At 68.7% G+C, this 19,795-nt stretch carries 19 protein-coding genes, 2 tRNA genes and 1 pseudogene; 15 read left to right on the top strand and 7 right to left on the bottom strand.

Translation table 11 applies throughout. The features are described 5' to 3' along the window. Positions 1-19: 19 nt before the first annotated feature. From BR39_RS0121115 to BR39_RS0121105, 3 genes are all read right to left on the bottom strand, one after another. Positions 20-1,156, bottom strand: coding sequence for a GNAT family N-acetyltransferase (locus BR39_RS0121115; protein WP_029915898.1), 1,137 nt, complete (start codon positions 1,154-1,156; stop codon positions 20-22). 89 nt (positions 1,157-1,245) lie between these two features. After that, positions 1,246-1,740: a GAF domain-containing protein gene (locus tag BR39_RS0121110; protein ID WP_029915896.1), complete on the bottom strand. Its 495-nt coding sequence runs from the start codon at positions 1,738-1,740 to the stop codon at positions 1,246-1,248. Positions 1,741-2,029: 289 nt separating this feature from the next. Next, entirely contained in the window at positions 2,030-2,914 is an 885-nt protein-coding gene (locus BR39_RS0121105) for a crotonase/enoyl-CoA hydratase family protein (protein WP_029915894.1), read from the bottom strand. Between the two features lie 166 nt (positions 2,915-3,080). Here BR39_RS0121105 and BR39_RS0121100 point away from each other — a divergent pair, with 166 nt between their 5' ends. The 8 genes from BR39_RS0121100 (at position 3,081) to BR39_RS0121065 (ending at position 9,238) form a co-directional block, all read left to right on the top strand. Then, positions 3,081-4,751: a GMC family oxidoreductase gene (locus tag BR39_RS0121100; RefSeq protein ID WP_029915892.1), complete on the top strand. Its 1,671-nt coding sequence runs from the start codon at positions 3,081-3,083 to the stop codon at positions 4,749-4,751. Further along, complete coding sequence (locus BR39_RS0121095) at positions 4,751-6,289, top strand: acyl-CoA synthetase (RefSeq protein WP_029915890.1); 1,539 nt, start codon at positions 4,751-4,753, stop codon at positions 6,287-6,289. Before BR39_RS0121100 ends, BR39_RS0121095 begins: the two co-directional genes overlap by 1 nt. A gap of 123 nt (positions 6,290-6,412) precedes the next feature. Then, a complete protein-coding gene (locus BR39_RS0121090) occupies positions 6,413-6,847 on the top strand; it encodes a hypothetical protein (protein ID WP_029915889.1) in 435 nt (144 codons plus the stop codon). After that, positions 6,844-7,524, top strand: a complete 681-nt coding sequence (locus BR39_RS0121085; RefSeq protein ID WP_029915886.1) for an HTTM domain-containing protein — start codon at positions 6,844-6,846, stop codon at positions 7,522-7,524. The genes BR39_RS0121090 and BR39_RS0121085 overlap by 4 nt, the downstream gene beginning before the upstream one ends. Positions 7,525-7,605: 81 nt before the next feature. Then, entirely contained in the window at positions 7,606-8,055 is a 450-nt protein-coding gene (locus BR39_RS0121080; protein WP_029915884.1) for a MaoC family dehydratase, read from the top strand. A gap of 90 nt (positions 8,056-8,145) precedes the next feature. Beyond that, positions 8,146-8,463 carry a DUF1272 domain-containing protein gene (locus tag BR39_RS0121075; RefSeq protein WP_029915882.1) on the top strand — a complete coding sequence of 106 codons (318 nt, stop codon included), beginning with the start codon at positions 8,146-8,148 and terminating at the stop codon, positions 8,461-8,463. Positions 8,464-8,476: 13 nt separating this feature from the next. Then, the gene (locus tag BR39_RS0121070; RefSeq protein WP_029915881.1) at positions 8,477-8,950 is read left to right on the top strand and encodes an OsmC family protein; all 474 of its coding nucleotides are present in this window, start codon (positions 8,477-8,479) and stop codon (positions 8,948-8,950) included. Between the two features lie 27 nt (positions 8,951-8,977). Beyond that, positions 8,978-9,238, top strand: a complete 261-nt coding sequence (locus tag BR39_RS0121065) for a hypothetical protein (RefSeq protein WP_156035861.1) — start codon at positions 8,978-8,980, stop codon at positions 9,236-9,238. 90 nt (positions 9,239-9,328) lie between these two features. Here BR39_RS0121065 and BR39_RS26620 read toward each other — a convergent pair. Further along, a pseudogene (locus BR39_RS26620) lies at positions 9,329-9,510 on the bottom strand (CsbD family protein); the annotation flags it as partial. Positions 9,511-9,609: 99 nt separating this feature from the next. Beyond that, positions 9,610-10,464 (bottom strand): serine protease, encoded by an 855-nt coding sequence (locus BR39_RS0121055; protein ID WP_029915875.1) that lies wholly within the window; start codon positions 10,462-10,464, stop codon positions 9,610-9,612. Positions 10,465-10,570: 106 nt separating this feature from the next. Here BR39_RS0121055 and BR39_RS0121050 point away from each other — a divergent pair, with 106 nt between their 5' ends. From BR39_RS0121050 to BR39_RS0121030, 5 genes are all read left to right on the top strand, one after another. Then, positions 10,571-12,778 carry a S9 family peptidase gene (locus BR39_RS0121050; RefSeq protein WP_029915872.1) on the top strand — a complete coding sequence of 736 codons (2,208 nt, stop codon included), beginning with the start codon at positions 10,571-10,573 and terminating at the stop codon, positions 12,776-12,778. Continuing rightward, on the top strand, positions 12,775-13,326 hold the full coding sequence (locus BR39_RS0121045; RefSeq protein WP_029915870.1) for a GNAT family N-acetyltransferase: 552 nt from the start codon (positions 12,775-12,777) through the stop codon (positions 13,324-13,326). Before BR39_RS0121050 ends, BR39_RS0121045 begins: the two co-directional genes overlap by 4 nt. 83 nt (positions 13,327-13,409) lie before the next feature. Next, positions 13,410-13,757 carry a hypothetical protein gene (locus BR39_RS0121040; protein WP_029915868.1) on the top strand — a complete coding sequence of 116 codons (348 nt, stop codon included), beginning with the start codon at positions 13,410-13,412 and terminating at the stop codon, positions 13,755-13,757. A gap of 61 nt (positions 13,758-13,818) precedes the next feature. Continuing rightward, positions 13,819-15,132, top strand: coding sequence for a hypothetical protein (locus tag BR39_RS0121035; protein WP_029915866.1), 1,314 nt, complete (start codon positions 13,819-13,821; stop codon positions 15,130-15,132). Between the two features lie 59 nt (positions 15,133-15,191). Then, entirely contained in the window at positions 15,192-15,959 is a 768-nt protein-coding gene (locus tag BR39_RS0121030; protein WP_029915864.1) for a hypothetical protein, read from the top strand. 79 nt (positions 15,960-16,038) lie between these two features. Here the strand turns inward: BR39_RS0121030 and BR39_RS0121025 are convergent, their stop codons facing one another. Next, a complete protein-coding gene (locus BR39_RS0121025; RefSeq protein WP_012285398.1) occupies positions 16,039-16,467 on the bottom strand; it encodes a MucR family transcriptional regulator in 429 nt (142 codons plus the stop codon). 600 nt (positions 16,468-17,067) lie between these two features. Continuing rightward, a tRNA-Gln gene (locus BR39_RS0121020) sits at positions 17,068-17,141 on the bottom strand. Between the two features lie 151 nt (positions 17,142-17,292). On the opposite strand from BR39_RS0121020, the gene BR39_RS0121015 reads away from it, so the two are divergent. Continuing rightward, positions 17,293-17,369: transfer RNA gene (locus tag BR39_RS0121015), tRNA-Pro, on the top strand. A gap of 189 nt (positions 17,370-17,558) precedes the next feature. Next, on the top strand, positions 17,559-19,346 hold the full coding sequence (gene sppA / locus BR39_RS0121010) for a signal peptide peptidase SppA (RefSeq protein ID WP_029915862.1): 1,788 nt from the start codon (positions 17,559-17,561) through the stop codon (positions 19,344-19,346). The last annotated feature ends 449 nt before the right edge of the window (positions 19,347-19,795 follow it).

The following is a 19,795-nucleotide window of genomic DNA, read 5'->3' as shown; positions in this document are numbered from 1 at the left end:
CTCCAGGCTTTGGCGGAGCTTAGCCGCCTCGCCTTTGCGCTTGGTTAGCGAAGGCGTCGACCAGACCGCGCACCCGGCCGCCCAGGGTCAGCTCGACGCTGGCGATGGCTTCCATCCGCCGGCTCAGCCGCCCGACCGGCCCCGCGCCGTGCGAGCCGGCCAGGGCCAGGACCCCGTCCAGCGAGCTGGCCACGCGGCCGGCCATGGTCGCGGCCGTGGCCGTGCCGTCGCCGATCCGGACCTGGCTCAGGGCGTAGGCGCCCTTGTAGTGGTCGTGGCCGGGGCCGAGGTCGTAGTGGCGCAGGCCCAACTCGGGCATGGCGGCGATGGCGCGCATGAAGAAGATCTGGCCCGGCGACCATTCGCCATAGGCCGGATTGGTCGAGGCGATCCACGGGTGGTAGACGCCGTCCAGCCGCACGCCGAAATGGCCGGCCACCAGCTGGCCGCCGGCGTAGAGGTTGATCATCAGCCCCTGGAACGGCCCGGTCTGCTTCAGGAACAGGTCCGTCAGCAGGCCGCGCACCCAGTCGGGACGCAGGAAGTCGTGGACGCCGGTGCGCTCCAGCTGCTCGCGCTTCCAGGCGATCAGCTGGTCGAAGGCTTCCTGCGAGCGGTCGGGGGCGACCAATTCGATGGTCCCCATCTCGCGTTCCAGCTTGTTGTCCAGCCGGCGCCAGTTCTTGATCTTCTTGGGGCTGGCCGCGCGGACGGCCTCCAGATAGGCGGCCGCGTCGCCGCCCGCGGTGCCCAGGTCGATGACGTGGGCGGTCTTCTGCTCGGACCGGCCGAACACGCCGTGTGGGTCCACCAGGCCGGAGTACCGATAGGCGGTCAGGTCGGCAGCGCGCAGCACCTCGGCGGCGTCCAGGCGGGCGTCGGCGCGCGAGACCAGGCCGTGATAGTCCGACAGCGGCGAGCCGATGGCCCGGGCCATGGCGCCGGGACGGCGATGATGCGGCAGGAAGCCCACGGTCTCGCCGTCGCGACGGATCACCGCCACCCTGGCGTCGTCGCGCACGGCGCCGACGGCCAGCGCGAAGTCGGGACCCAGCAACGGGCCGGCGAAGGCCGGCTCGGCCGCCGCCATCTCGCGCCACAGCGCCACGTCGGCCTGCGACAGAGCACGGGGATGAAGGGTTTCAACGTCCAGCATTCGACACCTGTCCTAATCCGGTCCGGTTAGGGAATAGTGCAGCTGTCGTTGCAACCAGCGGGCCATCTGTATCGGCCCAGATACGCTTGCTAGGCGAAAGTGGCCTTCAGGATAGTCTCGATGCCGTGCTGATCGACGGTGTCGAAGGCCGCCGGCCGGTCGGAATCGACGTCGAACACCGCCAGCAGGGTCCCCGCCGCGTCGAACACCGGGACGACGATCTCGCTTTGGGACCGGCTGTCGCAGGCGATGTGTCCCGGAAAGGCGTGGACGTCCTCGACCAGCTGGGTCTGGCCCGTGGCCGCCGCCGCGCCGCAGACGCCGCGCCCGAAGGCGATGCGCAGGCAGCCCAGGGTGCCCTGGTAGGGCCCGACCACCAGCTCGCGGTCCTTCAGCGGATCGACCACGTAGAAGCCGGTCCAGAAATAGTGGTCGAAGCTGGACGCCAGCATCGAGGCCACGGTCGCCATGCGCGCGGTCAGGTTGGTCTCGCCATCCAGCACCGAGGCGATCTCGTCGGCCACCTCGGCGTAGCGGGCGGCCTTGTCGGCGGTCAGGGTCTTGTCGTTGAAAGCTTCGGCCATGGGCGGGGATATAGCGCTTTCCAGGGCGGATGCGAGGGGGCGCGTAACCCCTCTCTCTTTGAGAGAGGGAGGGGCCCGCCGCGAAGCGGTGGGAGGGTGAGAGGTTACAATCTCTCAGGATGAAGCTCCGACGAAGACGGCACGTCTCGGCGGCCCCATTGAAGGTGGAAGTCCGGATCGTATCGAAGGCGCTGAACAGCTCTGGGTTTGCCGGTGAGCAGTGAAACCTCTCACCCTCCCACCGCCTGCGGCGGCGGGCCCCTCCCTCTCTCTATGAGAGAGGGTATTTTTACTTGAACGGATGCTCGCCCCATTCCGGCCAGATGTCCGGCAGGTCCTTGGACACCTTGTCCGGATAGACCGGCGGGCGCTTCTCGAGGAACGAGCTGACCCCCTCCTTGGCGTCGCCGGCCGCGCCGCGCGACTGGATGGCGCGGCTGTCGGCCTTGTGGGCCTCCATCGGATGGTCGGCGCCGGCCATGCGCCACAGCAGCTGGCGGGTCAGGGCCACCGAGACCGGGGCGGTGTTGTCGGCAATCTCGCGGGCCAGGGCCCGGGCGGCCGGCAGCAGGTCCTCCGGCGCGTGCAGCGAGCGGACCAGGCCTCGGTCCAGCGCTTCCTGCGCGCCGAACACCCGGCCGGTGTAGCACCACTCCAGCGCCGTCTGCAGGCCGACCAGCCGCGGCAGGAACCAGGACGAGGCGGCCTCGGGCGTGATGCCCCGGCGGGCGAAGACGAAGCCGAACTTGGCGTCGGTCGAGGCCAGGCGGATGTCCATCGGCAGCTGCATGGTCACGCCCACCCCGACGGCCGGGCCGTTCACGGCGGCGATGATCGGCTTGAGGCTCTCGTACATCCTCAGGGTCACCCGGCCGCCGCCGTCGCGATAGACGTCGCCGACCTTGCCCTCCTCGCGCTCCAGGGCCTGGGGCGCGGTGCGGTCGAAGGTCGAGCCGCCGCCCGACAGGTCGGCCCCGGCGCAGAAGGCCCGGCCGGCGCCGGTGACGATCACCGCCCGCACCGCGTCGTCGGCGTCGGTCAGGTCGAACACCTTGATCATCTCCTTCATCATCCGGGCGGTGAAGGCGTTCAGCTTGTCCGGACGGTTCAGGGTGATGGTCGCGATCCCGTCCTCGACGGCGTAGAGCAGGGTCTCGAAGGTCGGCGCGGCCATGATGTTGTTCCTCCAGTTCAGCCGCACTCAAACACGCGTATGAACCGCTCGCAACCGCTTGCGCGCCCTTCCCCAACGACACCCTTGGCGTTCCCGGAAGACCCGCGCATTGTTCGGGTGAACACCGATCACGCGGACCACACGCGGGCGGTGAAGGGAGGATCCGATGACGTCGATCATCGAGGCCGACTACATCATCGTGGGCGCCGGTTCGGCCGGCTGCGTGCTGGCGGCGCGGCTGTCGGAGGACGGCAGGCGCAAGGTGCTGCTGCTGGAAGCCGGCGGCGACGACCGGCCGACCAAGAACCCGTCCCAGTTCATGTCGAACCTGATGATCCACATCCCGGTCGGCTACGCCCAGACCCTGAAGGATCCCAAGGTCAACTGGCTGTACGCCACCGAGCCGGACCCCGGCACCGGCGGCCGCTCGCACGTCTGGCCGCGCGGCAAGGTGCTGGGCGGCTCGTCCTCGATCAACGGCCTGCTCTATATCCGCGGCCAGCAGGCCGACTATGACGGCTGGCGGCAGCTGGGCTGCGAGGGCTGGGCCTGGGACGACGTCTATCCCTACTTCCGCAAGGCCCAGCACCAGGAGCGCGGCGGCTGCGGCGACTGGCACGCCACCGGCGGCCCGCTGAACGTCTCGGACGTCACCGAGACCAACCCGATCTCGGACGCCGTGGTCGAGGCCTGCGTCGAGGCCGGCATCCCGCGCAACGCCGACGTCAACGGCGCCCAGCAGGAGGGCGTGGCCTACTACCAGCTGACGGTGAAGAACGGCCAGCGCTGCTCGGCGGCGGTGGCCTATCTGCATCCGGCCATGAACCGGCCGAACCTCCAGGTCGAGACCAACGCCCTGGGCCGCAAGGTGCTGTTCGAGGGCAAGCGCGCCGTGGGCGTCGAGTTCATCCAGAACGGCATGGTCCGCACCGCCAAGGCGCGGGCCGAGGTCATCCTGGCCGGCGGGGCGATCAATTCGCCGCAGCTGCTGCAGCTGTCGGGCGTGGGTCCGGGCCAGCTGCTGGCCGAGCACGGCGTCCCCGTGGTGCACGACCTGCCGGGCGTCGGCGAGAACCTGCAGGACCATTACGTCACCGGCGCCCGCTTCCGCCTGAAGGCCGGCACGGTGTCGGTCAACGAGCAGAGCAAGGGCGGCCGCCTGGCGGCCGAGGCGCTGAAGTACCTGTTCCAGCGCAAGGGCCTGCTGACCCTGTCGGCGGCCCACATCGCCGCCTTCTGTAAATCTCGGCCCGACCTCGCCGAGCCCGACATCCAGTTCCACATCCTGCCGGCCACGATGGACCTGGAAAAGCTGTTCAACGAACAGAAGATGGAGCTGGAGGGCGCGCCGGGCCTGACCATCGCCCCGTGCCAGCTGCGGCCCGAAAGCCGGGGCCATATCCGCATCAAGTCGGCCGATCCGTCGACCTATCCGGCGATCTTCGCCAACTACCTGTCCGATCCGCTGGACCAGGAGGTCACGGTGGCGGGCCTGAAATGGGCGCGCAAGATCGCCGCCCAGCCGGCCATCGCCCCGCTGATCGACCACGAGATGAACCCCGGCGCGGATTTCGCCAGCGACGCGGCCCTGCTGGAGTTCGCCCGCGCCACGGGCTCGACGATCTACCACCCGGTCGGCACCTGCCAGATGGGCGCGGGACCGATGGCCGTGGTCGACAGCCAGCTGCGGGTGCGGGGTCTCCAGGGCCTGCGCGTGGTCGACGCCTCGGTCATGCCGCGCCTGGTCTCGGGCAACACCAACGCCCCCACCATCATGATCGCCGAAAAGGCCTCGGACATGATCCGCCAGGCCGCCAAGACGGAGATGGCCGCCTGATGCATCCGTTCCATCACGCCCAATCCCAGCCGGACAAGCCCGCCTACGTCATGGCCGGCTCCGACGAGACGGTGACCTACAAGCAGCTGGACGAGCGCTCGAACCAGGGCGCCCAGCTGTTCCGGTCGATGGGGCTGGCGACCGGCGACGTGATCGCCATCCTGATGGACAACCACCCGCGCTTCTTCGAGATCGCCTGGGCCGCCCAGCGCGCCGGGCTCTACTACACCTGCATCTCCACCAAGCTGACGCCGGCCGAGGCCGAGTACATCGTCAAGGACTGCGAGGCCAAGGTCCTGATCGTCAGCCCCGCCCTGGACGCCGTGGCGCAGGCCCTGGCTCCGCTGGTCCCGGGCGTGCGCCTGTTCCGCGTGGACGGCGGCAAGGGTCCCTACGAGGACTTCGAGGCCGCCCGCGCGGCCATGCCCACCACGCCGATCGCCGACGAGACCTCCGGCAGCGACATGCTCTATTCCTCGGGCACCACGGGACGGCCCAAGGGCGTGAAGCCCGCCCTGACCGGTGCCCCGATCGACGCGCCCAACGCCCTGCAGATGATGGCCATGGGCCTGTTCGGCTTCAGCGGCGACAGCGTCTACCTCTCGCCCGCCCCGCTCTACCACGCCGCCCCGCTGCGCTGGTGCATGACCGTGCACAAGCTGGGCGGCACGGTGATCGTCATGGAGAAGTTCGATCCGGAAACCGCCCTGGCCCTGATCGAGAAGCACAAGGTGAGCTGCGGCCAGTTCGTGCCCACCCACTTCGTGCGGATGCTGAAGCTGCCCGAACAGGTCCGCGCCAAGTACGACGTGTCGTCGATCGCCTCGGCCGTGCACGCCGCCGCCCCCTGCCCCGTGCCGGTCAAGGAGCAGATGATCGGCTGGTGGGGTCCGGTGATCTTCGAATACTACGCCGGCACCGAGGGCAACGGCTTCTGCTGGATCAATTCCGACAACTGGCTGGCCCACAAGGGCAGCGTCGGCCAGGCGGTGCTGGGCGAGCTGCGCATCTGCGACGAGGCCGGCGAGCAGGTTCCGACCCGCACCGAGGGGGCCGTCTATTTCGCCAACGGCCCGGCCGTGAACTACCACAACGCCCCGGACAAGACCGCCGAGAGCTACAACCAGCACGGCTGGACCACCCTGGGCGACGTGGGCTGGGTCGACGAGGAGGGCTATCTCTACCTGACCGACCGCAAGAGCTTCATGATCATCTCCGGCGGGGTGAACATCTATCCGCAGGAGATCGAGAACCTGCTGATCACCCACCCCAAGGTGGCCGACGCCGCCGTGGTCGGCGCGCCGCACGAGGAGATGGGCGAGCAGGTGGTGGCGGTGATCCAGCCCCTGGACGCCGGTGTTGACCAGGCCGCCCTGGCCGAGGAACTGATGGCCTTCGCCCGCGCCAACCTCAGCCACGTCAAGTCGCCCAAGCGCATCGACTTCATGGCCGAGCTGCCCCGGCACCCGACCGGCAAGCTCTACAAGCGCCTGATCCGCGACGCCTATTGGGGCAAGGGCGAGAGCCGGATCGTCTGACGCTGGGGACACGCCCTTGGGCGTGTCCCCATCCGGAAGCGCGAGCCTTGGGGACACGCCCAAGGGCGTGTCCCCGGCCGGCGCAGTCTTCGCCCGGGCGCTTGGCTCCGGTAAGGAGGGAACATGCTGAACGCCTTCCGCCTCCTCCTTCCGGCCCTGATCCCGTCGTGGAATTTCTTCGACGTGATCGCGCCGTCGCCGCGCGTCGAATACGCCCTGACCTCGGCCAAGGACGCGGCGCCCGCCGACTGGCGCGAGTTCCGGCCGCGCCCCGAGCGGGTGTCGGTCCCGGCCCTGCTGACCCGCCTGTTCTGGAACCCGCGCTGGAACCAGACCCTGTTCGTGGTCAGCTGCGCCGAGCGGCTGGCGGACAATCCCACCGACCACAGCCAGGACGAGCTCTTCCGGCGCATCGCCGCCGATCTGTCCCCCGACCTGGACGCCGCCCCGTGGCTGTCGTTCCGCCTGGTCTTCCTCAGCCGCCAGGGCGAGGTGATCGAGCGCGAGGTGCTGTACCAGTCGGCCCCGCGCCGTCGCCAGGACATCGCGGTCCGATGATCCTGGAAGCCGCCGCCCGCCTGACCGAGATCCTGCTGGCCCTGGCCTTGATCCAGCAGGGCCTGGAGCACCTGCGCGGCTTCCGCGACGAGCGCCTGCTGTTCGGGGCCCGGACCGTCCTGTGCGTGCTGCTGGTGTTCGGCGTTGCCTCGCCGTGGCCGCTGGTCGGGCTGGCGGGCCTGTCGCTGCTGATCCTCCACCGGTTCCAGGGGCCCTACAACGGCGGCAGCGACCGCATGGGCCTGCTGGCGCTGTGGTGCCTGACCCTGTCGCGCCTGGCGCCCGTCCCGCAGTGGAAGGAGCTGGCCTTCGGCTATCTCGGCGTCCAGCTGGTGCTGTCCTATTTCATCTCCGGCGGGGTGAAGATCGTGAACGCCGACTGGCGCAGCGGCCGCGCCCTGCGCGACGTGTTCCGGTTCTCGGCCTATCCGGTCAGCGAGGCCCTGCGCGGCTGGGCCGACCGGCCGCGCGTGCTGCGCGCCATGTCCTGGGCCGTGATCCTGTTCGAGCTGGCCTTCCCGCTGACCCTGCTGTCGCGCCCGGCCCTGATCGCCGGCCTGGCGGTCGCCGCGCTCTTCCACCTGGCCAACGCCTGCCTGTTCGGCCTGAACCGCTTCTTCTGGACCTGGCTGGCGGTCTATCCGGCGATCCTGTGGCTGCAGGCGCGGCTGTTCTGACGCAGGGGACGCTTGCCCACGAGGCCAGCCCGTGCCACCAACCGAACAACTGTTTACAAGAACGCTCGGGAGCAAAACGCCATGAAGCAAGTCGCCTATGCCGACCTCGCCAGCCTGGTCGGCCAGGAGATCGGGGTCTCCGACTGGGTCGAGGTCAGCCAGGAGCGGGTCAACCTGTTCGCCGAGGCCACCGGCGACCACCAGTGGATCCATGTCGACGTCGAGCGCGCGACCAAGGAGATCGGCGGGCCGATCGCCCACGGCTACCTGACGCTGTCGCTGATCCCGATGCTGGGCGCCGACATCCTGCGGGTGACCGGCGTGACGCGCGGCATCAACTACGGCTGCGACAAGGTGCGGTTCACCGGCATGGTCCGCGTCGGCAAGAAGGTGCGCATGCGCCAGAAGCTGGTGTCGGTCGAGCCCAAGGCCGGCGGCCTGCAGCTGAAGAACGAATGCACCATCGAGATCGAGGGCGAGGAGCGTCCCGCCTGCGTGGCCGAGACGATCTCGATCCTCTACGGGGCCTGACACGGCCCTTCGGCCGAAAACGAGGCTTCTTCGTCATTTCCCCTGGCGGCCGTTCGCGATAGCGGGCGGAACCACCGCCAGGGGATTTGCATGCTCGAGCTTCGACCCAATTGCGAACTCTGCGACCGCGACCTGCCGCCCGACGCGCCGGACGCGCGGATCTGCAGCTACGAATGCACCTATTGCGCCGACTGCGCGGACCAGGTGCTGCGGAACGTCTGCCCCACCTGCGGCGGCGGCCTGACGGCGCGGCCGATCCGCCCCCGGCGAGCCTATCGCGCGCCGGACATTTCACTCGGTTTGGGCTTCCACCCCGCCGGCCAATCCCGCAAACACAGCCGCTGGAACCGCGACGAGGTCGCCGCCATGACCGCGCGGCTCCAGGGCGTCCCGCCCCAAGACCGCTGAAGGAGCACCGCCCATGGCCAAGCAGCACGACTACACCTGCCTGATCGAATGGACCGGCGACCGGGGCGACGGCACGCGGACCTATCGCGGCTATGACCGCACCTGGAACATCGCCACGCCCAGCAAGCCGGTGGTCAACTGCAGCAACGACCCGCTGCTGGGCGGCGACCCGACGCTGCACAATCCCGAGGACCTGCTGCTGTCGTCGCTGAGCGCCTGCCACATGCTGTGGTACCTGCACCTGGCCTCGAACGCCGGGATCGTGGTGAAGGGCTACAAGGACCAGCCGATCGGCGTGGGCGAGAGCACGCCCCACGGCGCGGGCCGCTTCCTGCGGGCGACGCTGAAGCCCCACATCCTGGTCGAGCGCGGCGCGGACCTGGCCAAGGCCGACGCCGTCCACCGCGAGATCCACAAGGTCTGCTTCATCGCCCGCTCTGTGAACTTCCCGGTCGACTACGCGGCGACCTACGAAGAGGTCGACTGACCGGAGGGCCGCCTGCTAGCAGACCGCATGATCTGGAGACTCGTGCTTACGACGCTGGGCGTCCTGTTCTGGCTGCTCCCGCTGATCGGCGGCGCCGGTCGCGCGCGAACCTATGGACCTGATGGCGACCAACTGGCCCTGGTGATCATCCCCGCGGCGATGATGATCCTGACCGTCGGCCTGGGCGCCGCGCCCCGCCGCCTCGTCCAGCCCGCGATGGCCCTGGGTTCAGTCCTGGCCGTGTGCGCCGCCGTGGGATGGATGGCGCTCTGGGGCGCCAGCGTCTGATCGCTCCGTCCAGCGCGGACAGGGCCTGAAACGAAGAAGGCCGCGGGATCGCTCCCGCGGCCTCTTCAGTGGGGTCGATTGGACCAAGCCTAGTGCTTGATCGCGTCGCCGATCTTGTCCTGGGCCTGGCCGACCTTGTTCTGGACGTCGCCCTTGGCCTTCTGGGCCGCGCCCTCGGCTTCGAGACGTTCGTTGTCGGTCAGCTTGCCTGCGGCTTCCTTGACCGCGCCGAGACCCTTGTCGACGGCGCCTTCCACACGATTGGTGCTCATGACTTCGCTCCTGCTGGATTTGAACTCCCGCTAGAAACGGGGGGCCGGGAGCGAAGGTTCCTGTGTCGCCTATCCTACAGTGAGATGGCATACCGAGCCCTACCGGGACACGGCCATCTCGGTGGCCGACACCGCCGCGCCGGCCTGGGTCGCCGCCTGGGTGGACGCCCCGGTCGGCGTGGCGGGCTTGGCCTGGATCAGCGGCGCGCCCGCCGTCTTGTCCAGTTGGGCGACCGTCTCACGGATGTACTTGGCGTGGGTGACGATGCCGATCTCCAGGCGCTCGCCCGACAGCTCGACCTGCTGGGTCAGCATGCCGGCCACGAACTGCACCTCCTGGCTCTCGGTCGAGCCCGGCCGGCGGCGCGCGCCCTCGGCCATGAACACCGGCCCGCCCGAATTGCCGGGGAACACCGAGAAGTCCATCAGGAAGGTCGGGAACACGCTGGCCGGGGCCAGCGGGTACGACGCCACCCGGCCCGACCGCAGGATCGGGAAGCCGGCCGGATTGGCCGACAGGCCGCGCGGGAAGCCCAGGGCCATCATCTCGTCGCCCGGGCCCAGGCCGTACTTGTTGAAGGTGTCGTCCTGGGCCAGCCAGGCCAGGGGGATCGCCGCCTTGGCGAACTCCGGCGGGGCCTCGACCTCGATGGCGGCGACATCGCGGGTGGGATGCTTGACCCACAGCGGGTGGTCGCCGTCGCGGATCTTCAGGGTATGGGGGTCATAGCGCCAGACGCCGTCGGCGCTCTGGATGCGATAGCCGATCTTGGCCGAGACGCCGGGCATCTTGTCGAAGACGTGCCCAGCGGTGACCAGGATGGTGCGGGGGCGGCCGTCGGGAGTCGGGTCCTCGATCAGGAAGCCGGTGCCGACGGTGCGTGACCCGTCGCCCAGCGGCTGTTCCAGCTGCACGGTCGCCTGGATCAAATCGACCGACAGGTCCCAAGCCATCTAAGCCCTCACGCCCCCGGATTCACTCTACACGCGGGTCAGTTTGACCAGCGCCCTCTAGGCGCACAAGTTGGCGTTCTGACGCATCTCGGGGGAAAAACTGACCATGAACCGGCGCAAAATGATGACGAGCGCGGCGGCGGTCATTACGTCGGTGTCGGCAATCCGCCCCGAGAACGCCCTATCCGAGAGCATGATGCCTGAGTCGCCCAAGCCCGTCCCACCCGCCGCCCAGAAGATTCCCAAGCGCATCGAGCAGTTGGACCGTGTCCGGGTCGACGACTACGCCTGGATGAAGGACGACAACTGGCAGAAGGTCCTGCGCGACCCGACCCTGATCAAGGCCGAGGTCAAGGACCACCTGACCGCCGAGAACGCCTATGTGAAGGCCATGCTGGCTTCGACCGAAGCGCTGCAGGCGGCGATGTTCGAGGAGATGAAGGGCCGCATCAAGGAGGACGACGCCTCCGTCCCCGCCCCCGATGGTCCCTGGGAGTACTATTCGCGCTTCAACATCGGCGGCCAGCACCCGATCTTCGCCCGTCGGCCGAAGGGCCAAGGGGGCGAGAAGATCGAGGGCGAGGAGATCCTGCTGGACTGCGACGCCCTGGCCAAGGGCAAGGCCTACAGCCAGGTCAGCGCCGCCGACCACAGCCCGGACCACAGGCTGTTCGCCTATGCCGAGGACGCGCAAGGGTCGGAGGTGCACCACATCTATGTGAAGGACCTGGCCACCGGCGAGGTCCTGAAGGAGCCCGTCGAGAGCAGCACCGGCGACTTCGCCTGGTCGCCGGACTCCAAATGGCTGTTCTGGACCCACCGCGACGACAACGGCCGTTCCGACAAGATCTACCGCCGCCCGGCCCGCGGCGGGCTGAAGGACGACGTCCTGGTCTATGACGAGCCCGACGACGGCTTCTTCGTCAGCGTGGGCACGACCAGCTCGGACGCCTTCATCACCATCAGCGCCGGCGACCACGAGACGTCCGAGACCCTGCTGATCCCGGCCGCCGACCCGACCGCCGCGCCCAAGGTGGTCGAGCCGCGCACCGTGGGCCTGCGCTATTCGGTCGAGCATTGGGACGGCCGGTTCGTCATCCTGACCAACGCCGACGAGGCCATCGACTTCAAGCTGGTCGAGGCCCCGGTCGCCACGCCCGGCCGCGCCCACTGGAAGGACTTCGTCCCGCACAAGCCGGGCCATTTCATCACGGGACTGGCCGCCTATAAGGACCACCTGGTCCGCGTCGAGCGGGTCAACGCCAACACCCGCATCGTCATCACCGACCGGGCCAGCAAGGCCGAGAAGCCGATCGTCATCGACGAGGAGGCCTATGTCCTGAGCCTGGAGGGCGGCTACGAGTTCGACACCCCGGTGATGCGCTATGTCTACCAGTCGCCGACCACGCCCCGGCAGTGGTTCGACTACGACATGGCCACGGGCCAGAAGACCCTGCGCAAGACCCAGGAGATCCCCTCCGGCCACGACCCGGCCCAGTACGTGACCAAGCGGCTCTACGCCAAGGCCCCGGACGGCGCCGAAGTGCCGATCACCGTGCTGATGAAGAAGGACGTCAAGCTGGACGGCGCCGCGCCCCTGCTGCTGTACGGCTACGGCAGCTACGGCATGTCGATGGACCCGTCGTTCTCGATCCGCAACCTCAGCCTGGTGGACCGCGGCTGGATCTGGGCCACGGCCCACATCCGCGGCGGCTCGGAAAAGGGCTATGGCTGGTTCCTGGACGGGCGCAAGTTCAAGAAGAAGAACACCTTCACCGACTTCATCGCCTGCGCCGAGCACCTGCACGGCGCCGGCTACGGGGCCAAGGGCCGCACCGTGGCCTATGGCGGCTCGGCCGGCGGCATGCTGATGGGGGCGATCACCAACCTGCGGCCCGACCTGTGGTCCGGCATCATCGGGGCGGTGCCGTTCGTCGACGTGCTCAACACCATGAGCGACACCAGCCTGCCCCTCACCCCGCCGGAATGGCCCGAATGGGGCAATCCGCTGGAGGACAAGGAGGCCTACGACTACATCGCCAGCTACTCGCCCTACGACAACGTGACCGCCAAGGCCTATCCGGCCGTGCTGGCCACCGGCGGCCTGTCGGACCCGCGCGTCACCTATTGGGAACCCGAGAAGTGGACCGCCCGGCTGCGCGAACATACGACCAGCGGCGCCCCGATCCTGCTCAAGATCAACATGGAGGCCGGCCACGGCGGGGCTTCCGGACGGTTCGACTTCCTCAAGGAGATCGCCCTGGACTATGCGTTCGCCGTCTGGGCGGTCGAGAAGGGTTGGACCAAGGCGTGAGCGTGAAGATTCGTCCCTCGACGGACGCCGACCTGGCGGCCATCACCGCCATCTACGGCTGGAACGTGCTGAACGGCCTGGGCACCTTCGAGGAGGTCCCGCCGGACCAGGCCGAGATGGGCCGCCGCCGCGGGGCCTTCCTGGCCAAGGGCCTGCCCTATCTGGTCGCCGAAGAGGACGGCGTGGTGCTGGGCTACGCCTATGCCGGCCCGTTCCGCCTGCGGGCCGCCTATCGCTACACGGTCGAGGACAGCGTCTATGTCGGCCCCGAGGCCGTGGGCAAGGGCGTGGGCAAGGCCCTGCTGTCGGCCCTGATCGCGGCCTGCGAGGGCCTGGGCCTGCGCCAGATGTGCGCGGTGATCGGCGACAGCGGCAACGCCGCCTCGATCGGCCTGCACGCCGCCCTGGGCTTCGAGCGGAAGGGCGTCTTCCCCGACATGGGCTACAAGTTCGGCCGCTGGGTGGACCTGGTCTGGATGCAGCGCCCCCTGAACGGCGGCGGCTCGCGCGAGCCGGACGCGCCGGGCATGGAGCTGAGCGGGGTATAGACTAGCGACCCCCTCTCTCTTTGAGAGAGGGGTTTGGTGGGCCGGGCCTGGACGCCCCACACCGAACTCCCTACCCTGGCGCCATGCGCGGCCTTCGCACTCTCCTGCTGATCCTCGTCGCGGCGGTCTTCGTCGTCGGCGGGCCGCTGCGCGCCCTGCCCTGCCACGCCGAACCGACCGCGCCGCCGCCGTGCCACGAGATCACCGGCGACATGGCGGACATGGCCCACGACAAGGCCCCGGTCCACAAGAGCCGTCCCGACGCCATGCCGCTGAGCTGCTGCGCCGGCTGCCTGCCCGCCTCGGTCCGCGACGCCGCGCCCGTGCTCGCCCCGGGCGCCGTCGTCCGCATCGCCTTCACGCCGCTGCGCCAGGCCTTCGCCGGCCTGAGCCCCGCGCCCGACCACGCCCCCCCCAGACCCCTCGCCTGAAGCCTTCCGCGCGGCCGCCGCGCGGGTCACTCTCCTTCTCGCTTCAGAAAGGTCGGTCACGATGACCACCCGGACTTTCCGCACGCCTCTGCTCGGCGCCGCCGCCCTCGCCGCGAGCCTCAGCCTCGCCGCCCCCGTGCTCGCCCAGGAGCACGATCACCACGGCATGACGACGCCCATGCCCATGGAAGACCCCGTCTCCGTCGATGCACTCGTCAATCCCACCGGCCGCAGCGGCCCGCTGGGCTACTATCCTATGACCCGCGACGCCTCCGGCACCAGCTGGCAGCCCGACGCCTCCCCGCATGACGGCGTCATGACCTTCACCGAGACCGGCTGGATGCTGATGGGCCACGCCGTGTTCAACGGCGTCTATGACAGCCAGGGCGGCCCGCGCGGCGGCGACAAGGCCTTCCTGGCCGGCATGGTGATGGGCATGGCCCAGCACGACCTCGGCGAGGGCAAGGTGGGCTTCAAGGCCATGCTCAGCCCCGACCCGTTCATGGGCAAGAGCGGCTATCCGCTGCTGCTGGCCACGGGCGAGACGGCCGACGGCGAGCATCCCCTGGTCGACCGCCAGCACCCCCACGACCTGTTCATGGAACTGTCGGCCAGCTACAGCCGATCGCTGGGCGCGGGCTTCAGGGGCTATCTCTATGGCGGCCTGCCGGGCGAGCCCGCCTTCGGTCCGCCCGCCTTCATGCACCGCCAGGCGGCCATGGACAGCCCCGAGGCCCCGATCACCCACCACTGGTTCGACTCGACCCACATCACCTTCGGCGTGGTGACGGCGGGCGTGTCGCGCGACAACTGGAAGGTCGAGGCCAGCGCCTTCCGCGGCCGCGAGCCGGACCAGAACCGCTACGACATCGAGACCGGCCGTCTCGACAGCGTCGCGACCCGCGTCTCGTGGAACCCGACCGAGAACTGGGCCCTGCAGGCCAGTTGGACGCGGATCAACAGCCCCGAGGCGCTGGAGCCCGACGACGACGAGGCCCGCACCTCGCTCAGCGCCCTTTATTCCCGCGACGTCGGCGCGACGGGCTCGGTCAGCGCCACCCTGGCCTGGGCCCGCAAGGACCGCATTCCCGGCGACGCCCTGCAGGCCTGGCTGTTCGAGGGGGCGGTCGCGCCCGACCGGCACTGGACCCTCTTCACCCGCGCCGAGCAGGTGGAGCAGGACGAGCTGGCCGGCCACCACGGCGGCGTGGCCACGGTGCGCAAGCTGTCGGTCGGCGCGATCTACGACGTCCGGCTGTCGGACAGCGTCAAGCTGGGCTTCGGCGGCCTGGCCAGCGCCTTCGATGCGCCCCGCGCGCTGGGCTATGACGATCCGACTGGCGGCATGGCCTTCGTACGGCTGAAGATCGGCTGACGCCTTGACCGCCGCTCAACGCAAGGTTTTCCTGTCGCGAGGCATCGGAGAACTGGACGATGATCGGCGGTCTTTTGGCGATCGGCCTGCTGGCGGCCGCTTCCGGCGACGTCCTGGACGGCGCGAAGCTGCGCGGCGCGATGGAAGTCGCCCGCAAGGCTCCGGCCGCCGACTCGCTGGACGGCCGCCGGTTCCAGGTCGCCATCCCTTTCGTCGACGAGCGCAAGCGGACCATGAAGGTCCTGCAGAGCCCGGCCCGCTGGCGGTACGACTATTCGCGCGGCGAGCTGACGGTGATGATCGGCCTGGGCCAGATCAGCCCGCAGAACTACAGCGGCTTCGCCGCCCAGGGCCTGCCGAAGCTGCCCGCGCTGCAGACGGCCTTCTTCGACGGCGACGAGGTGCGCAGCCAGACCACCGTCCGGACCTTCAGCCGGCTCAGCGCGGTCGAGGAGATCGGCCAGCAGAGCTACGTCACCAACTATGGCCTGGCCATTCCCTATGCCGCCGACGGGGCCTCGGCCCTGCCGCCCCGCTTCCAGCCGTTCATGGTCCACAAGGTGCGCATGGACCAGCAGACCTACCACCGGCTGGTCCGCGGCATGACCCTGGTGCTGGAGGGGCGACTGACCGCCCTGGGCCAGACCCCGGAAGTGTTCTGCGGCGACTATTGGGGGCGGCTGAGCGCGCCCGACACCCATATCGACGACACCGTCAATCTGGTGGTGAAGGCTCGCCAGTGCTTCGTCACGGCCCAGGTCGAGAAGGTCTCGGTGGTGGGCGGCGGCGGCGCGGTGCTGGCGACCTGGGGATCGGCCGCCCCCTGATCCGGCGTCGGCCAAAAGAAAAACCCCCGCCGTCGCCGGCGGGGGTCTTGTTCGTCTTCCGAACCTCTGGAGGGTCGGGTCAGCCTTTGCGGCCGCGCGGGGCCTTGGCCTTGCGGCCGCCTTGGCCCAGGCCCAGGGCCTTGGCCATGGCCGAGCGGGCTTCGCTGTAGGCCGGGGCGGTGGTGGGGTAGTCGTTCGGCAGACCCCACTTGGCCTTGTATTCGGCGACGGTCATGCCGTGCGTGGTCAGGTGACGCTTCAGCGTCTTGTAGGGCTTGCCGTCCTCGAAGCTGATCAGGGCGTCCGGCGTAATGCTGCGACGGATCTGAGCCGGGGTAGCCTTCGTAACGGTTTCGACGGGGGCCGCTTCCGGAGAGCCAATACCAGCCAGAGCGTCGTGAGTCGCCCGGATCAGGGCCGGCAGATCGGAAACCGACGTGCTGTTATTGGCCACATAGTTGGCGACGATCTCGGCGGTGAGCTCGATCAGGGTAGCCTTGTCTTCCACGAGGGTCTCTCCGGTGGGTATTTGACTTGGAAATACACCCGCCTCGTCGAAATACAAGTACTCAATCCGGGTAATCGTGCTTGCAAAGCCCTTAAGCAAAGCGAATCTTGAGAACAGCAACGAGAAAATCGCCTCGCCTCTAAACCATGAGAAGCGCTGGAGGCCTGGTTAGCCGGTCCCTGACCAGCCCTTCCAGACCCATGTTGCTCGAACCAAAGTTTCAGTGTCGCAATGATTCGCGCCCGCCGCAGATCAGACCAAGATCAGCATTCTTTCGATGACGCGCGTTCTCGAAGCTGCGCCTTGGCCTTGTAAAGACAAAGACTTGTCGGCGGCGGGCCGACTTGACCGACGATATGTGATCACAGACGCCGTCTTGAATCTCGACGGCCAAGGTCCGCCTCCGGACGTCGGAACAACTTCAGGCCGGACGTCGCGAACAGCGCTGGCGTTCGACCATCCGTCGTGTCGGAATCGGGGCGTGAGACGCCCAGGCTAATTTCTGTGGAAAACTGCGATTCCAGATCAGGCGGCGGTGCGGCCGTCCGGAAATCGTCTTTGGGGAGCATCGCGGCGGAGGCTGATTCCGCAGAAGAAGCGTGGCTGGGGAACTAGGACTCGAACCTAGAATGACGGTACCAAAAACCGCAGTGTTACCATTACACCATTCCCCAGCAGGAACGGCGGGACCCGTCTGGGCCCGGCGAGGCGGTGGAGATAGCGCAGGAGTCGGACGGATGCAACGCTGCTTTGAACTTCTTTTTTTGAGGTGATTTTTGTCGCTTGCGAGACCGCCGACGCATGTCTATAAGCCGCCCTCCAAGTCGGAGTGTGGCTCAGTCTGGTAGAGCACTGCGTTCGGGACGCAGGGGTCGCAGGTTCAAATCCTGCCACTCCGACCATTCTTTTCCCGAGATTTTCCAAAGCATACGGTACGGCGGTGCCGCCCCCTTCGGGGCGCCCTGCGCCGATCTTCGCGTGCGTTCGCCCCTCGCCCCTCCCCCGTCGGGAACCCAGGTTGCGCGCTGTTCATTTGACCGCGACGCCAGGGGCGCTACTAGCTAGCGCGACAATAGGCAGCAGGACGTCCGATGAAGCAGTTTCTCATGACCGTGGCCGGCGTTTTCGTCGGCTTGGTGTTGTTCCTGGTCGGCGTCCCCTTCCTCCTGATCGTGATGGCGGCCAGCGCCGCCCGTCCCGCCCCCGTCCCCGCCCACACGGTGCTGCAGCTGGACCTGCGCGGCGGCCTCTCGGACCAGGATTCCCAGAACCCCTTCGCGGCCCTCAGCGGCGGCGGCGGCCAGTCGGTTATGTCGATCGTCGAGACGATGCGCCGAGCCGAGACCGACGACAAGGTCGAGGCGGTGCTGGTGCGCCTGCCCGAGGGCGGCATGGCCCCGGCCTCGGCCGACGAGCTGCGCCTGGCCTTCAAGCACTTCCGCGCGGTGGGCAAGAAGCCGATCTTCGCCCACAGCCAGGGTCTGTACCCCTCGGGCCTGGTCACCTCGACCTACATGCTGGGCTCGGCGGCCAGCGAGTTCTGGATGCAGCCCGACAGCTCGCTGCAGGCCGTCGGCGCGTCCAGCGAGGAGATGTTCTTCAAACGCTTCTTCGACAAGTACGGCGTCAAGGCCGACTACGAGCAGCGCTACGAGTACAAGAACGCGGTCAACCCGTACCTCTATAGCGACTATACGCCGGCCCACCGGGAATCGACGCTGTCGTGGATGGGCTCGGTCTATACGACGGCCCTGACCACGGCCGCCCAGGACCGCAAGGTCGATCCGGCCGCCCTGATCAAGACCATCGAGGCCGGCCCCTACAGCGCCGAGGAGGCCAAGGCCAAGGGCCTGATCGACCGCGTCGGCCAGGTGAAGGAAGCCCAGGACGCCATGCTGGCCCGCGCCGGCAAGGGCGCCAAGCTGATGGACTTCGACGACTACGTCTCGCGCTCCAAGCGCCCGCCGATCAAGACCGGCCCGACCATCGCGGTCGTCCAGGCCGAGGGCGCGATCATGACCGGCAGCGGCGACGGCGGCTCGCCGTTCGGCGGCGACTCGACGATCTATTCCGACCAGGTGGCCAAGGCCCTGTACGACGCGATCGAGGACAAGGACGTCAAGGCGATCGTCTTCCGGGTCTCCTCGCCGGGCGGGTCCGACACCGCATCGGAACAGATCCTGGCCGCGGTGAAGGCCGCCAAGAAGGCCAACAAGCCGGTGGTGGTCAGCATGGGCACCTATGCGGCCTCTGGCGGCTACTGGATCAGCTCCGGCGCCTCGGCGATCGTCGCCGAGCCCACCACCCTGACCGGCTCGATCGGCGTGTTCGGCGGCAAGTTCGCCCTGGGCGAGGCCCTGGGGCGGTTCGGCGTCGACGTGAAGCAGGTCCATGTCGGCAGCGACTATTCCGGCGCGTTCGGCACGGGCCAGGAGTTCACCCCCGACCAGCGGGCCCGGTTCGCCGCCTGGATGGACCGCATCTACGCCGGCTTCGTCCACCGCGTGGCCGAGGGCCGCAAGCTGCCCGAGGCCCGGGTGCGCGAGATCGCCAAGGGCCGCGTCTGGACCGGCGTCCAGGCCAAGCAGCTGGGCCTGGTCGACGAGCTGGGCGGCTTCTACGAGGCCGTGGAGAAGGCCAAGAGCCTGGCCGGCATCAAGGGCGAGGTGAAACTCAAGAAGATCGGCGCCTCCAACTCGCCGTTCGAGGCCCTGGAGAAGGTGCTGGGGGTCAGCGAGACCTCGATGCGCACCCTGGCCGCCTCGGCCTGGCTGCTGGGCGACCCGCGCTCGCAGTCGATCATGGACGAGATGGCCAAGGCGCGGCTGCGCTCGACGCCGAGCGGCGCGTCGGTGCTGGCGGACACGCCGGTTCACTAGGCGCGGGCTTCGCGAAGATCGAAGGGCCGTCCGGGCGACCGGGCGGCCCTTTCTCGTGCACCGAACGCTTGCCCCCTACGGACCGCTTCGCGGTCGTCTTCCCCCGGAGGGGGAAGAGCTCGGCGCGCGCGGCTCCGCCCCCTACGGGGGCGGACAGGCGGCGAAGCCGCCAGGTGGGGGCAAGCGGGTGTGATCCCACGCCTGCGGCTGTGAGCGGGTGGGAAGGGTGCGAAGCGCCCGGGCCTCGCCCGGATGATTTGCAGTTTTGAATACCGTTTCGACGAAGTCCGAGCGCTTCGCGCGGAGCCGTTATCCGGAAGCCTTCGGGGCGCCGATTTTTAACCGGCTCCGATGGAGGCCCCCGACGGGCGGGGTGCTGGCCGCACCCCGGACCGCCTGGGCGATTTCAGCCCGGGCCTGTTGCGTCCGCCGATCCCCCGCCGCCTGGG

Origin of the sequence: Caulobacter sp. UNC358MFTsu5.1 (genome assembly GCF_000712075.1) — a bacterium.
Classification (GTDB): Bacteria; Pseudomonadota; Alphaproteobacteria; order Caulobacterales; family Caulobacteraceae; genus Caulobacter.
This window is presented reverse-complemented; position numbering and strand designations above follow the sequence as displayed.

Excerpts from the sequence above, each read along its gene's own strand:
- BR39_RS0121095 (WP_029915890.1), top strand. The coding sequence starts at position 4,751 with ATGCATCCGTTCCATCACGCCCAATCCCAGCCGGACAAGCCCGCCTAC.
- BR39_RS0121085 (WP_029915886.1), top strand. The coding sequence starts at position 6,844 with ATGATCCTGGAAGCCGCCGCCCGCCTGACCGAGATCCTGCTGGCCCTG.
- BR39_RS0121100 (WP_029915892.1), top strand. The coding sequence starts at position 3,081 with ATGACGTCGATCATCGAGGCCGACTACATCATCGTGGGCGCCGGTTCG.
- BR39_RS0121075 (WP_029915882.1), top strand. The coding sequence starts at position 8,146 with ATGCTCGAGCTTCGACCCAATTGCGAACTCTGCGACCGCGACCTGCCG.
- sppA (WP_029915862.1), top strand. The coding sequence starts at position 17,559 with ATGAAGCAGTTTCTCATGACCGTGGCCGGCGTTTTCGTCGGCTTGGTG.
- BR39_RS0121105 (WP_029915894.1), bottom strand. The coding sequence starts at position 2,914 with ATGGCCGCGCCGACCTTCGAGACCCTGCTCTACGCCGTCGAGGACGGG.
- BR39_RS0121030 (WP_029915864.1), top strand. The coding sequence starts at position 15,192 with ATGATCGGCGGTCTTTTGGCGATCGGCCTGCTGGCGGCCGCTTCCGGC.
- BR39_RS0121050 (WP_029915872.1), top strand. The coding sequence starts at position 10,571 with ATGAACCGGCGCAAAATGATGACGAGCGCGGCGGCGGTCATTACGTCG.
- BR39_RS0121055 (WP_029915875.1), bottom strand. The coding sequence starts at position 10,464 with ATGGCTTGGGACCTGTCGGTCGATTTGATCCAGGCGACCGTGCAGCTG.
- BR39_RS0121040 (WP_029915868.1), top strand. The coding sequence starts at position 13,410 with ATGCGCGGCCTTCGCACTCTCCTGCTGATCCTCGTCGCGGCGGTCTTC.
- BR39_RS0121070 (WP_029915881.1), top strand. The coding sequence starts at position 8,477 with ATGGCCAAGCAGCACGACTACACCTGCCTGATCGAATGGACCGGCGAC.
- BR39_RS0121115 (WP_029915898.1), bottom strand. The coding sequence starts at position 1,156 with ATGCTGGACGTTGAAACCCTTCATCCCCGTGCTCTGTCGCAGGCCGAC.
- BR39_RS0121065 (WP_156035861.1), top strand. The coding sequence starts at position 8,978 with ATGATCTGGAGACTCGTGCTTACGACGCTGGGCGTCCTGTTCTGGCTG.
- BR39_RS0121090 (WP_029915889.1), top strand. The coding sequence starts at position 6,413 with ATGCTGAACGCCTTCCGCCTCCTCCTTCCGGCCCTGATCCCGTCGTGG.
- BR39_RS0121110 (WP_029915896.1), bottom strand. The coding sequence starts at position 1,740 with ATGGCCGAAGCTTTCAACGACAAGACCCTGACCGCCGACAAGGCCGCC.
- BR39_RS0121080 (WP_029915884.1), top strand. The coding sequence starts at position 7,606 with ATGAAGCAAGTCGCCTATGCCGACCTCGCCAGCCTGGTCGGCCAGGAG.
- BR39_RS0121035 (WP_029915866.1), top strand. The coding sequence starts at position 13,819 with ATGACCACCCGGACTTTCCGCACGCCTCTGCTCGGCGCCGCCGCCCTC.